Raw genomic sequence first — 13,233 nt, forward strand, 5'->3', positions numbered from 1 at the left:
TTTGAAATAATGATGCTTTGGCTTTGGGAATCAGTCTTTTTAATATATTCTTCTCGAATGTTTGAAATTATATTAGTAAGTATATTTCTTTCTGATTTAGAAAGATGTAGCGCCTCATTGGCTTGGTATTCAAAAAAATTGTACTGACTTATCTTTTTTGCCAAAAATGACTTTTTGAGAAAATCTGGATGAAAAAAAAGCATCCATCCTTCTTCTTCATTTTTAGTCAGGGGTTTTGTAGCAGAAAAAGCTTGATGTGGTGCTGTAAAAAGTAACGTTCCATTTCCAAAATCGTAACTACTCCAACCATATTCCAAACCACAATACTCATCTTTTAAAGCAATACAATACATGTTTGTTACAACTTTTACACCTACCATTTCTTGTGGTATTTCTAAATCGAAAACATTGATTACCGTAATTAGAGAGTGCTCTGGTTTATCTAAATTTAATACCTCATGTATCTGTTCAATAGAATTTATTTTTATAATTTGTTCCATCTATAAAATTTAATTTTTACAAATATCGAAAAAAATTAAAAACACACAATCTAATTAAAGTAAAATTATTAGAACAAAAACAAACAAATATCTTTTAAGTTTTTATTAATGAAAACTGGTGCTGGAGTAATAACGTTGCAAAACAAAATTTTGAAGATATGGCATATACCTACCGTAAAGAATATGCCTTACACATTTCACAAGCTAAAAGGAAAACTACTAAACTAAAAAGACTTGAAAAAATAATTTCAAATTTAGAGCAAAATATAAAAATGCACGAACACTATAATTGCTAAACAAAAAAAGCATAAACCTTAAAGGTTTATGCTTTTATAATTCAGTTAATTTAGTAATTAATTCACTCCTATTCTCCAAACTTGCGAATTAATGACTTCAGTTGAAGCCTCCCAATCTTTTAAAGCATTGTCCCAACTACCTTCTCCATAAATCTCCTCAAAAGATTTTTTTATACCACCATCGTCTTCATCCATTTCAGACCATGTATCAAATGCCCAAACTATTGCAACATCTCTCCCATTACCTTCTGTAAATTGATTGTTATAAATATTAAAATTACCTTCTCCCTTTTTCTCATAAGCTGCCTTAACTTTTTCTAAAAATTCTTTAAATTTATAATTCTGTCCCTTTTTCACATCAACAAACCAGATATTTTCGTACTTGGGAGAATCAGATGTATCTCCACGATAAGATAATTTTTTATTATAACGCCAAAATTCATTTCTACCATATTTAGCTACTTTTGGAGAAATATTTTTATCCCAATCACTCATATGAGCATCATCATTTGGACGATTATCTAAATCTGTAAAAGTACAAGGTCCCATTATCCAAACATACCAACCAGTTTCTTTTCCAGTTATAATATTATCTAATGATGCCTTAAAAACACCCTCTTTATGATATTTTTCATTATGTGCTTTTACTGAATTTTCAAATGCTTTTTCCATACCTATTTTGGGTAGCATATAGGTGATTTCAACCATATCATATAATTCTTTTTCATCTTGTGCTGTTACAACGGATGTTGTCAACAAAATTGCAAATACTAGCATTACAATAAAACTTTTTGTTATTTTCATAATTAATAAAATTTGTTAGTTAATAGTTTAAAATATATATCAAATTATTTGATATCAAATAAATACGAGGGTAAAAATTAGGGGTAGAAATTTTTGAGGTTTTTTAAATATTTATGTAACATTTGTTACGTAATACAGCTAATATAGTAAATATTAACCACTTAACAATATTTTATAATTATTATTTCTAATTAAAATTAAAAATATACGCTTTAATTAAAATAAAATTATTAGAAAAAAAAAGCAGTACTACTTAAATTATTTAAGTAGTACTGCTTTTTAAAACAAACAAATGTCTTTTAGTTTTTGTTGATAAAAACTGGTGCTGGAATAATAACTTTATCGCTAAATAAAGTCCAAACTTTCATTCCTCCCGCTAAATTCAAAACATTAGTAATGTTATTATGTTTTAAAATTAATTGTGCAATATATGCTCTAACACCTCTTCTGCAAATTAAAATAATTGGTTTATTTTCATTCTTAATAAAATCTATATAATTTCTAATTTCATCCGTAGGGATATTAATTGCATTTGGTACTGCACCTTCCATAAATTCCTCAACAGTTCTTGTATCAATTAAAAGAAAATCAGAGGTGTTTTCACCGTTAACAATTAGTTCTAATTCTTCTGCAGAAATTTGATTAACATTGTTCTCTAATATATTTTCAGCAACAAAACTAGTAACAACAACTGGGTCCTTTGCTGGTGAGAATGGTGGTGCATATGCTAAATCTAATTGTGATAAATCGGTAATTTTTAATTTTGCATAAATTGCTGTGCTTAAAACATCAACTCTTTTATCTACACCTACTTCACCAAATAATTCTGCACCTAAGATTTCTTTAGTTTCAGGATTGAAATACAATTCTGTAAATAAATCTTTTGCATTAGGATAATAACTTGGTGTTGACCCAACAACTGTTAATACAGTTTTAAACGTTATATTATTTTCTTTTAAGTACTTGGTATTTAAACCTGTTCTTGCCAATGTGTAATTAAACACTTTTATAATTGCTGTTTTATAAGCACCCTTAAAAACAATATCTTTTCCTACTGCATTTGCTCCTGCAGCCCTTCCTGCTTTATTTGAATGTGTTCCTAATGGAAAGTAATCATACTCATTAGTTTGTAAATTTTTAATAGAAACATTATCTCCAGCTGCATACACATCTTTTAAGGATGTTTCCATACGTTCATTCACAATCAGCGCACCATTTTTGGTGTGTTTCGCTCCATTTTGAATTAGTAAATCTGTATTTGGTTTTATACCGACACTTACAATTACAAAATCGGTTTTAAGAACTTCTTTTCCTTCAATTTTAACGCCTGTTATTTTGCCAATTTCATCTAATTCAAATTCTTTTACAAAACTTGAAGTAAACACCTTAATTCCTTCACTTTTTAAAATTGTTTCAGCAAAGTTGCTAAATTTTTGCTGCCACATTGTTAAAATTTGATTATCACCTTCAATTAAGGTTACCTCTTTACCTGCTTTACGTAAATTTTCAGCAACTTCAACACCAATTAACCCAGCACCAATTATTGTAATATATTTTGAAGAAGTTGCTAAACCTTCTTTCATAATTTTATCAAAATCTATCATTGATCTACACGTTGACCAATTTGTAGCACTATTTATATTTTTAATTGGAGGTACTATTGATGTTGCTCCAGTTGCAAACACCAACTTATCATAACTATAATCGCTGTGCTTTGAATACACAATTTTTTTATCTGTATTAATGTTTATTATTTCTTCATTTATTTTAACATCAATATTAAATCTGTCTTTCATTAGCGCTTCATCAACTACAATTAAATCATTACGATTTTCTATTACCCCAGAAAAAGCATAAGGCATTCCACAAGTTGCATAACTAATATTTGCTCCTTTTTCAAATAGTAATATTTCAGCATTTTCATCTTCTCTTCTTGCTTTTGCAGCTGCTGAAGGACCAGCAGATAAACCTCCTATTATTATAATTCTTCTCATTTAGTTTTCTTAAATTTCATGCAAATTTTCAATAATTTTATGAGATACTCTGTAATTAATATTACTATAACGTTTTTTTAAATCCTTTCGTAATTTAACCATGAATATTTCATATTATAAAATTTAATTATTATTAAAAATGATTTTATTCATTTAAAAACAATTCAGTACATTTTAGTATATTTGCATTTCTAAAAAACGAAGCAAAATTCTATGTTTGATAATTTAAGTGACAAATTAGATAAAGCCTTTCACGTATTGAAAGGACACGGGAAAATTACCGAAGTAAATGTAGCCGAAACGTTAAAAGAAGTACGTAGAGCTCTTTTAGATGCCGATGTTAACTTTAAAATTGCAAAAACCTTTACTACTACTGTTAAGGAAAAAGCATTAGGACAAAACGTATTAACTACGTTAAATCCTGGGCAATTAATGGTAAAACTTGTAAAAGATGAACTAACAAGTTTAATGGGAGGAGAAACTGTTGGAATAAATCTTTCAGGAACACCAACTATTATATTAATGTCTGGTTTACAAGGTTCAGGTAAAACAACTTTTTCTGGTAAGCTTGCTAATTACTTAAAAACAAAAAAAGCAAAACATGTTTTATTAGTTGGTTGTGATGTATATCGTCCGGCCGCAATAAATCAATTACAAATTGTTGGAGAACAAATTGGTGTTGAAGTTTATGCCGAAGTTGGGAATCAAAACCCCGTTGAAATTTCACAAAACGCAATAAAACATGCAAACGCAACCGGTAAAAATGTTGTAATTATTGATACCGCTGGTCGTTTAGCTGTAGATGAGCAAATGATGACCGAAATTTCTAATATTCACAAAGCTGTAAATCCACAAGAAACACTCTTTGTTGTAGATGCAATGACTGGGCAAGATGCAGTAAATACAGCCAAAGCATTTAATGATATTTTAAATTTTGAAGGTGTTGTTCTTACAAAGTTAGACGGTGATACGCGTGGTGGAGCAGCACTATCAATTAAATCGGTTGTAGATAAACCAATTAAATTTATTGGTACTGGTGAAAAAATGGAAGCAATAGATGTTTTCCATCCAGATCGTATGGCTGAACGTATTTTAGGAATGGGTGATGTTGTATCGTTAGTTGAACGTGCTCAAGAACAATACGATGAAGAAGAAGCTCGTAAAATTCAGAAGAAAATTGCGAAAAATCAATTTGGTTTTGATGATTTCTTGAAACAAATTCAGCAAATCAAAAAAATGGGGAATATGAAAGATTTAATGGGAATGATTCCTGGTGCTGGAAAAATGATGAAAGATGTGGATGTTGATGATGATGCCTTTAAAGGAATTGAAGCTATTATTCATTCTATGACTCTTTTAGAAAGAACAGAACCAAAAACTATAAATGCTAGTAGAAAAAAGAGAATTGCAAAGGGAAGTGGAACAAGTATACAAGAAGTAAATCAATTGTTAAAACAATTTACTCAAATGAGTAAAATGATGAAAATGATGCAAGGTGGCGGTGGTCGCCAAATGATGCAAATGATGAAAGGAATGGGAAAATAACTAATTAGTTAACAGTTTTCAATTACAGTTGGCAATCTGTAAAAATTATAATTTTAAAAAAATTAAACTATGAGTTTCAAGAAGTTGGAAAATTAATTAATTTTATAATTAATAATCCTAAAAATTTGGAGTAAAAAAACTGTAAACTGTAAACTGTAACTGACAAAACTGGAAACTAATTTATTATGATACTACTAGACGGAAAAAAAACAGCTACAGCTTTAAAAATAGAAATTGCTGAATCAGTAAAGCAACTAAAAGTACAAGGTAAAAAAACACCTCATTTAGCAGCTATTTTAGTAGGAACAGATGGCGCAAGTATGACTTATGTTAATGCTAAAGTAAAAGCTTGTGAATTAGTTGGATTTAATTCAACTTTAATTGATCTTCCTGAAGAAACCACTGAAGAAAAATTATTGCAAGAAATTGAAAAATTAAATAACAATAGTGATATTGATGGATTTATAATTCAATTACCATTACCAAAACATATTGATGAACAAAAAGTATTAAATGCTGTAAACCCTGATAAAGATGTTGATGGGTTTCATCCAACAAATGTTGGAAGAATGGCTTTAGATATGCCTTGTTTTTTACCTGCAACACCTTTCGGAATTTTAGAATTATTAGAACGATACAATGTTGTAACTTCTGGAAAACACGTTATTGTTATTGGAAGAAGTCATATTGTTGGGCGCCCAATAAGTATATTAATGAGTCAGAAACGTAAAGCGGGTAATGCAACAGTAACTGTAGTGCATAGTAGAACTAAAAATATAAAAGAGTTAACCCTACAAGCTGATATTATTATTGCCGCATTAGGTATTCCTGAATTTTTAACTGGAGATATGGTAAAAGATGGAGTTACAATAATTGATGTTGGAATTACTAGAGTTAAAGATGCCTCTAAAAAAAGAGGATATCGATTGGCTGGAGATGTTCACTTTGAAAGTGTAGCACCCAAATCTGCATTTATAACACCTGTCCCTGGTGGCGTAGGACCAATGACTATTGCAATGTTAATAAAAAATACATTGTTAGCTTGTGAACGAAAATAATTATATTTTTATAGTATATTAGTATTTTAATACTTTTCATTTGACCGAATCTATATTCTTAAAAAGTAACCAAGATTTTATAATGTTTGGCAATCAACATTGGGTTGCCTTACTTTTTTTTATCTTTTTTGGTTATTTTTTAATAAAATGGGCGAAAAAATTAACAAACGAAAAACAATATATAGTTAGTAACGTTTTTGCCATTTCACTTTCTTTAACAGTAATTGTTTGGACATTCTTAAAAATCTATACTAGAGGGTTTGATATAAAAGAAGACTTACCTTTACACCTCTGTAATTTTGTAGCTTTATTATTACCTATTTTTACTTTAAGCAAAAAGAAAATTTATTTTGATATCTTATTCTTTTGGATTTTAGCTGGTACAACTCATTCAATAATAACACCTGATTTAAAAAATGGGTTTCCAAATTTCATCTTCTTTAAATATTGGTATGTACATGCCGGATTAATTATTTTTGTTTTGTATGTTACACTTGTACTTAAATTAAAACCTAGCTTAAAAAGTGTTATTCAATCATTTATAGCATTACAAATATATGCCTTACTAATGTTTATTTTAAATAACTTTATAAATTCAAATTACTTTTACACTAATTCTAAACCTAATGGTACAACTGCCTTAGATTATTTGGGTGAATGGCCTTATTATATTATAACTATAGAACTTATTTTAATACCCTATTTTTTAATTATATATTTCCCCTTCTACTTAACAAGAAAAAAAGTTTAATACGCTATTTTACAAATAATTGATTCATATCTTTGAATGCTTTGCAAATTTTTGAAAAGCACTTCACTCTAGCGCAACACCATAATGAGGTACAAGAATATTTTTACCATCAACCATATTTGTGTGTAATTTATCACTAATGATGTCCAAACAAATTAAAATCTATTCAATGTTCCCTATTTCTACCTTCTGTACAGTTAAATACATCACTATAAAACTTTCTGCATTCCATTAAATTATAAACTGGAAGGTTATGTGAAATGATTGAATTGTGCTTATTCCTCCCTATTTACCAAACCAACTGAAAATGCAGGTAAACAAACTGCTAAGTATTCACATTCAACATCAAACGGATTTGAATATTGAATTCTGGCTCCTTTATCTATTTTAATAGATTGTCCAGCTTCCAAAACAATAATTTCACCATCTATAATTAGTTGTTTTTTCCCTCTAATTACGTATGTATATTCATCAAATTCTGGATTTTGAAAAGGTTCACTCCAACCTGAAGGTGCAATCATATGCGCTAAGCTTAATTCTCCATTTTGTGTTGTATGTCCAAAATGTTCTTCTATTAATTTACCATCTGTAGTAGGAATTACAAATGGTGATTTCTGTATTTTATATTTCTTCATAATTCAAATTTATAAATTATTAATTCATCTACAACTAGAATGAAACTCAATCAAAATTTAATAAATATATAAACAATAATGGCAAATGAATTTTACAATTTTTTAGCGTTTTTCACTTTTTGTTTTGTTAAAGCTAAAGCAATTACTTCCTTCATTTCTGAAACATAATTAAATTTTAAACCTTTTAAATAAGATTGCTTAATTTCTTCAATATCTTTTCTATTTTCTTCAGAAAGAATTAGTTCTTTAATGTTAGCTCGTTTTGCTGCTAATATTTTTTCCTTAATTCCACCAACTGGCAATACTTTACCACGTAATGTAATTTCACCCGTCATAGCTAATTTAGATTTCACTTTACGTTGTGTAAATACTGAAACCAAAGAAGTTAACATTGTAATACCTGCGCTTGGACCATCTTTTGGTGTTGCTCCTTCAGGTACATGAATATGTACTTTGTATTCATCTAACCATTTACTATCAATTCCAAAATCACTTGCATTAGCTCTAATATATTCCATAGCAATTGTGGCAGATTCTTTCATTACTTTTCCTAAATTACCAGTAATTGTAAGTCCTTTTCCTTTTGAAATAATAGATTCAATAAATAAAATATCACCTCCAACACTTGTCCAAGCTAAGCCTGTAACCACACCAGCAACATCATTACTTTCATATTTATCGCGTTCCAAATGTGATGGCCCTAATACTTTTTCAATAGTTTCAATAGAAATTTTAGTTTCATATTCTTCTTCCATAGCAATTGATTTTGCTCCATAACGAACCATTTTTGCAATTTGCTTTTCTAAACCTCTAACTCCAGATTCACGCGTATAAGCAACTACAATTTTTTCTAATTGTTTTTTCCCTATTTGAAGATGCTCATTAGTTAAACCGTGCTCTTTTAATTGTTTTGGTAACAGGTGACGTTTAGCTATTTCAACTTTTTCTTCAACGGTATAACCTGAAACATTTATAATTTCCATTCTATCTCTCAATGCCCAAGGAATAGTTGATAAACTATTTGCTGTAGCTATAAACAGCACCTTAGAAAGGTCGTAATCTTTTTCTAAATAATTATCATAAAAAGCTGTATTTTGCTCAGGATCAAGAACTTCCAACATTGCTGAAGAAGGATCTCCATTATGACTTGATGACGCTAACTTATCAATTTCATCTAATACAAAAACCGGATTTGAAGTTCCTGCTTTTTTAATGTCTTTAATAATTCTACCTGGCATTGCACCAATATATGTTTTTCTATGTCCACGTATTTCAGCTTCATCACGAATACCACCTAAAGACATACGCACATATTTTCTTCCCAATGCTTCAGCAATAGATTTTCCTAATGAAGTTTTACCAACACCTGGAGGACCATACAAGCAAATGATTGGCGATTTCATATCACCTTTCAATTTTAATACAGCCAAATGTTCAATAATGCGTTCTTTTACTTTTTCTAATCCGAAGTGATCTCTGTCTAATATTTTTTGAGCGCGTTTTAAATCAAATTGATCTTCTGAATATTCGTTCCAAGGTAATTCCAACAACAAATCTAAATAATTACGTTGTACAGAATATTCTGCAACTTGTGGATTCATTCTTTGTAAACGACCTAATTCTTTATCAAATGTCTCTTGAATATCTTTATTCCACTTTTTAGACTTAGATTTTTCACGCATTTCTTCCAATTCCTCATCATACGAAACTCCACCTAATTCTTCTTGAATGGTTTTTAATTGCTGATGTAAATAATATTCACGTTGTTGCTGATCCATATCAGAACGTGTTTTGGATTGAATATCACTACGTAATTCTAAACGCTGTAATTCAACATCCATCTTTTTTAACGTTAATAATGCTCTCTCTTTTAAATTTTCTGTTTCCAGTAATTCTTGTTTTTCTTCTACTTTTAAATTCATATTTGAAGAAACAAAATTGATTAAAAATGGTTTACTTTCAATATTTTTAATAGCAAAAGAAGCTTCCGTTGGTAGGTTTGGATTTTCCTTAATAATGCGAACAGCCATTTCCTTAATTGAATCTATAATAGCTTCAAATTCTGGCTCATTTTCTTCCGATCTATCCTCAGCTCTAGGCTTTGTAGTAGCCTGAATATAAGGTTTTTCCTGCACAAAACTATCTACTTCAAATCTTTTTTTACCTTGTATAATTACAGTAATATTACCATCGGGCATTTTTAACATTCGTAAAATTCGTGCAACAGTACCAACTTTATGTATATCATTTACCGTTGGATCTTCTATAGCTTCATTCTTTTGGGCTACAACACCAATTATTTTGTTTCCTTTATTTGCTTCTTTAATTAATTGGATTGATTTATCACGACCAGCTGTTATTGGAATTACAACACCTGGAAATAATACGGTATTTCTCAAAGGTAATATTGGTAAAACCTCTGGAACGTCTTCTTTATTAATTTCTTCTTCATCTTCAGGAGTCATTAAAGGAATCAAATCAGCATCTTCATCTAAAATGTTCTGCAATGACATATTGTCTAAATTTAAAAATTTTGAATTGCTCATAGTCTGTATAGGGACATTTTGTCATTAATAATTTCTACCTAAAAGAAATTATATTTACAAAATTAATTTATTTTTCTGATTATCAATATTTTATAAGTATAATAAATATACTATTACCTAATAAATTTCAATTGTTATGCCAAATAAGTGATTACATAACACTATTTTTTTACTAATTTTAAATAAAACTGTAACAGTTTATAAATAGTCATGTCTTTTTAATAGAAATTAGTTTTTGAAAACAGAAAGTCAGCATAATAACCAACTTGTAGAGCATTGTAAAAGTGGAGATAAAACTGCTCAGTTTACAATTTACAAACAGTACTATAAAGCCATGTTTAACACCGCTTTTAGAATTGTGAACGATCGTTTTGAAGCTGAAGATATTATGCAAGAATCATTTTTAGCTGCTTTTACAAAATTAAATTCGTTTAGTGGTGATGTAACTTTTGGTGCTTGGCTAAAAAGAATAGTTATTAATAACAGTTTAACTGCTTTAAAAAAGAATAATAAATTTAATACTGTTCCTCTTGAAAAGGCAGATATTAGAAATATTATTGAAGATAAACAAGATTATAGCTTTTTAAAAGTAAGTGACATTTTGAAGAAAGTATCGCAGCTTAAAAATAATTATAAAGTAGCACTAACACTTAATTTAATTGAAGGCTATGATTATGAAGAAATTGCTCAAATAATGGATATTAGTTATGAAAATAGCAGAACAACAGTATCTAGAGCCAAAAATAAATTAAGACAACTTTTATCTACATAAAATGAAAGATAATTTAGAACATAAATTTAAAGCGTTAGAAAATCAGTTTGATTTAGAAGAACCAACCATTGGCCATTTTAATAGGTTTGAAGCAAAATTGAATAGGGCCAAACCAAATCGAAAACAATCTAACTTAATTACTTATATCTCTATTGCAGCTTCAATTGTATTGCTTTTTGGAGTTTGGATTGGAAATTCTTTTTCAAATCAAGGAATGGAATTAGCTGGTATTTCTTCTGAAATGGAAGAAACACAAAATTATTTTTTAACAACTATTGAATATGAACTTGAATCTATTGAAAGTGAAAGAAATAGCGATACAAAACAACTAATTAATGATGCATTAAACCAATTAAAAAAACTTGAAACACAATATGTTACACTTACTTTAGAGCTCAAAGAAAGTACTAAGGATAAACGAATCATTTACGCAATGATTTCCAATTTTCAACAACGAATTGATGTACTTCAAAATTTATTATTTCAAATTGATTCAATAAAACAATTAAAAATACAAAACAATGAAAAATATGTATAAAATTTTACTCGCACTTTTACTTATTCCATTAGCTATAAACGCTAATAATAAGGATGGAAAATATACCAAAAACAAAGTTATTAAAAAAGAGTTTTCTGTACACAAAGATGCTACACTATTGGTTTCTAATAAATATGGAAATATTGATATCATTACTTGGAATAAGGCTAAAATTAACATTGTAGTAAGTATAACTACCAACGGTGATGATGAAGACAAAGTACAAAAACGCTTAGAACAAATTGATGTTGAATTTGATGCTAATTTAAGTAACGTTTCTGCAAAAACAATTATTGAAAGAAATTTGAATTCTTGGAGTTTGTGGGGGAAAAAAAATAATGTTAGAATAGAAATTCATTATCAAATAAAAATGCCCGTTACAAATAATGTCAATTTAAGTAATGATTATGGAGCTATAAGTTTAGATAAACTGGAAGGAAGTTCTAAAATTAATTGCGACTATGGAAAAATAAATATTGGAGAATTATTAAATACTAACAATACTATTAATATTGACTATACCAATAAATCTACCATTGATTTTATGAAAGGTGGCCACATTAATGCTGATTACTCTACTTTAAATATAGAAAAAGCTGGAAAAACGAAATTAAATGCCGATTATTCTCATATCTCTTTTGGAGTTTTAGAAAGTTTAGATTACAACTGTGATTACGGAGATTTAAAAATTGAAGCATGTGGAAATTTAAGTGGAAATAGTGACTATATGCAAACTTCAATTAATAAGTTAAAAGGTGCTGGAAATATTGGATCAGATTATGGTTCAATAAAAATTAACGAATTAGGTGCCAATTTTAAAACATTAGATATAAAATCATCTTATACTCAAATAAAATTAGGCATAAATTCAAACATATCTTTTAACCTAACTGCTTCTTTAAACTATAGTGGTTTTAAAGCTAAAGATGGATTTACATTCAATAAAGAAATTAAAAAAACAACTTCAAAGTACTATGAAGGTTATTTTAATTCAGCTAATTCAGCTAATAATATTACTATAAAATCTAGCTACGGAAACGTTTCATTTACGAACAATTAATTAAAAAATTATGAAAACAGTTACAAGTATTTTAGTATTCTTAATAATAACTGCTACTCTAAATGCACAAGTATTTACAAAAAAAATTAAAGGAAATGGAGATTTTAAAATTGAATCAAGAACTGTTTCAAATTTTGATAAAATTAGTGTAGCTGGCTCCTTTGATGTACAACTTATTAAAGGAAATGAAGGTGAAATTGTAATTAAAGCCGATAAAAATTTATTGGAATACATTGTTACTGAAGTTGATGGTAATAAGTTAAAAATTAAAACAAAAAAAGGGTTTCAAATAAAAGCTTCTAAAACAATTAAGATCACAGTTTCATTTAGCTCAATTGACGCAGTGTCAATAGCTGGCTCTGGCACTGTTTTTTCAGAAGAAAATATAAACTCTGATAATTTAAAATTAAGTTTGGCAGGTTCAGGAAATTTAAATTTAAAAGTTTCATCAACTAGTTTAAAAACAAGTATTGCTGGTTCTGGAAATATTACATTAACTGGAAAAACGAACATTTTTAAAGCAAGTATAGCTGGTTCTGGAAATATTAATGCTTACGAATTAAAAGCCAATGTGATAAAAGTAAGCATTACTGGTTCAGGTAACGCTAAAGTAAATGCAATCAATGAAATAGGTGCTATAACAACCGGTTCGGGAAATATCTATTATAAAGGAAATCCTAAAATTGAAAAAGCAAAATCTATTGGATCTGGAGCAATCAAAAATAAAAATTAGA

12 protein-coding genes and 1 pseudogene are annotated in these 13,233 nt (G+C 28.6%); 8 read left to right on the forward strand and 5 right to left on the reverse strand.

Translation table 11 applies throughout. From position 1 onward, the window contains the following. Positions 1–500, reverse strand: a pseudogene (locus QM495_RS07250) (AraC family transcriptional regulator); the annotation flags it as partial. Positions 501–604: 104 nt separating this feature from the next. Here QM495_RS07250 and QM495_RS07255 point away from each other — a divergent pair. Further along, positions 605–796, forward strand: a complete 192-nt coding sequence (locus QM495_RS07255) for a YdeI/OmpD-associated family protein (RefSeq protein WP_408671498.1) — start codon at positions 605–607, stop codon at positions 794–796. Positions 797–853: 57 nt separating this feature from the next. Here QM495_RS07255 and QM495_RS07260 read toward each other — a convergent pair whose 3' ends face one another. Further along, positions 854–1,600 (reverse strand): hypothetical protein, encoded by a 747-nt coding sequence (locus QM495_RS07260; RefSeq protein WP_408671446.1) that lies wholly within the window; start codon positions 1,598–1,600, stop codon positions 854–856. A gap of 299 nt (positions 1,601–1,899) precedes the next feature. Beyond that, positions 1,900–3,594 (reverse strand): FAD-dependent oxidoreductase, encoded by a 1,695-nt coding sequence (locus QM495_RS07265; RefSeq protein ID WP_408671447.1) that lies wholly within the window; start codon positions 3,592–3,594, stop codon positions 1,900–1,902. Positions 3,595–3,807: 213 nt separating this feature from the next. Here QM495_RS07265 and ffh point away from each other — a divergent pair, with 213 nt between their 5' ends. The 3 genes from ffh to QM495_RS07280 all read left to right on the forward strand — a co-directional run bounded on the left by ffh (position 3,808) and on the right by QM495_RS07280 (position 6,948). Then, entirely contained in the window at positions 3,808–5,139 is a 1,332-nt protein-coding gene (ffh, locus tag QM495_RS07270) for a signal recognition particle protein (protein ID WP_408671448.1), read from the forward strand. Positions 5,140–5,324: 185 nt separating this feature from the next. After that, on the forward strand, positions 5,325–6,197 hold the full coding sequence (locus tag QM495_RS07275; RefSeq protein ID WP_408671449.1) for a bifunctional 5,10-methylenetetrahydrofolate dehydrogenase/5,10-methenyltetrahydrofolate cyclohydrolase: 873 nt from the start codon (positions 5,325–5,327) through the stop codon (positions 6,195–6,197). A gap of 82 nt (positions 6,198–6,279) precedes the next feature. Beyond that, positions 6,280–6,948 (forward strand): TIGR02206 family membrane protein, encoded by a 669-nt coding sequence (locus tag QM495_RS07280; RefSeq protein WP_408671450.1) that lies wholly within the window; start codon positions 6,280–6,282, stop codon positions 6,946–6,948. A 275-nt stretch (positions 6,949–7,223) separates the two neighbouring features. Here QM495_RS07280 and QM495_RS07285 read toward each other — a convergent pair whose 3' ends face one another. Beyond that, positions 7,224–7,583 carry a cupin domain-containing protein gene (locus tag QM495_RS07285; RefSeq protein ID WP_408671451.1) on the reverse strand — a complete coding sequence of 120 codons (360 nt, stop codon included), beginning with the start codon at positions 7,581–7,583 and terminating at the stop codon, positions 7,224–7,226. 92 nt (positions 7,584–7,675) lie between these two features. Next, positions 7,676–10,096: an endopeptidase La gene (gene lon, locus QM495_RS07290; RefSeq protein ID WP_408671452.1), complete on the reverse strand. Its 2,421-nt coding sequence runs from the start codon at positions 10,094–10,096 to the stop codon at positions 7,676–7,678. 268 nt (positions 10,097–10,364) lie between these two features. Between lon and QM495_RS07295 the strand changes: the two genes are divergently transcribed. The 4 genes from QM495_RS07295 to QM495_RS07310 are packed head-to-tail and all read left to right on the forward strand — an operon-like array spanning position 10,365 to position 13,232. After that, a complete protein-coding gene (locus QM495_RS07295) occupies positions 10,365–10,901 on the forward strand; it encodes an RNA polymerase sigma factor (RefSeq protein WP_408671453.1) in 537 nt (178 codons plus the stop codon). 1 nt (position 10,902) lies between these two features. Further along, complete coding sequence (locus QM495_RS07300; protein WP_408671454.1) at positions 10,903–11,439, forward strand: hypothetical protein; 537 nt, start codon at positions 10,903–10,905, stop codon at positions 11,437–11,439. Then, entirely contained in the window at positions 11,423–12,499 is a 1,077-nt protein-coding gene (locus QM495_RS07305) for a hypothetical protein (RefSeq protein ID WP_408671455.1), read from the forward strand. Before QM495_RS07300 ends, QM495_RS07305 begins: the two co-directional genes overlap by 17 nt. 10 nt (positions 12,500–12,509) lie before the next feature. Next, positions 12,510–13,232 carry a head GIN domain-containing protein gene (locus QM495_RS07310; protein WP_408671456.1) on the forward strand — a complete coding sequence of 241 codons (723 nt, stop codon included), beginning with the start codon at positions 12,510–12,512 and terminating at the stop codon, positions 13,230–13,232. The last annotated feature ends 1 nt before the right edge of the window (position 13,233 follow it).

It is taken from the genome of Lutibacter sp. (assembly GCF_046055765.1).
GTDB lineage: Bacteria > Bacteroidota > Bacteroidia > Flavobacteriales > Flavobacteriaceae > Lutibacter.